Source organism: Pseudomonas sp. RIT-PI-o (assembly GCF_001297215.1).
In the GTDB taxonomy this organism is placed as follows: domain Bacteria; phylum Pseudomonadota; class Gammaproteobacteria; order Pseudomonadales; family Pseudomonadaceae; genus Aquipseudomonas; species Aquipseudomonas moraviensis_A.
Genome location: NZ_LHPA01000002.1, coordinates 1 through 517, shown reverse-complemented (window position 1 = coordinate 517; position 517 = coordinate 1). Strand labels below are relative to the sequence as shown.

Sequence of the window (517 nt, the reverse complement as noted above, 5' to 3'; positions counted from 1 at the left end):
GTGAAGTCGTAACAAGGTAGCCGTAGGGGAACCTGCGGCTGGATCACCTCCTTAATCGACGACATCAGCTGCTGCATGAGCTCCCACACGAATTGCTTGATTCATTGAAGAAGACGATAGAAGCAGCTTTAAGCTCCAAGCTGATAGCTCTGAGCTAACAGTTACAAGCTCGAAATTGGGTCTGTAGCTCAGTTGGTTAGAGCGCACCCCTGATAAGGGTGAGGTCGGCAGTTCGAATCTGCCCAGACCCACCAATTTTGTTATGGGGCCATAGCTCAGCTGGGAGAGCGCCTGCCTTGCACGCAGGAGGTCAGCGGTTCGATCCCGCTTGGCTCCACCATAAACTGCTTCGCCGTTACAGAGTTTAGAAATGAATATTCGTAGTGAATATTGATTTCTAGTCTTTGACTGGATCGTTCTTTAAAAATTTGGGTATGTGATAGAAAGATAGACTGAACGTTACTTTCACTGGTAACGGATCAGGCTAAGGTAAAATTTGTGAGTTCTCTTAGTTGAG

General features: G+C 47.2%; 2 tRNA genes and 1 rRNA gene. All 3 read left to right on the top strand.

The features are described from left to right. Positions 1–54: ribosomal RNA gene (locus AEQ63_RS00030) — 16S ribosomal RNA — on the top strand; the annotation flags it as partial. 123 nt (positions 55–177) lie between these two features. Then, positions 178–254: transfer RNA gene (locus AEQ63_RS00025), tRNA-Ile, on the top strand. Positions 255–264: 10 nt separating this feature from the next. Next, positions 265–340, top strand: a tRNA-Ala gene (locus AEQ63_RS00020). Positions 341–517 lie beyond the last annotated feature (177 nt).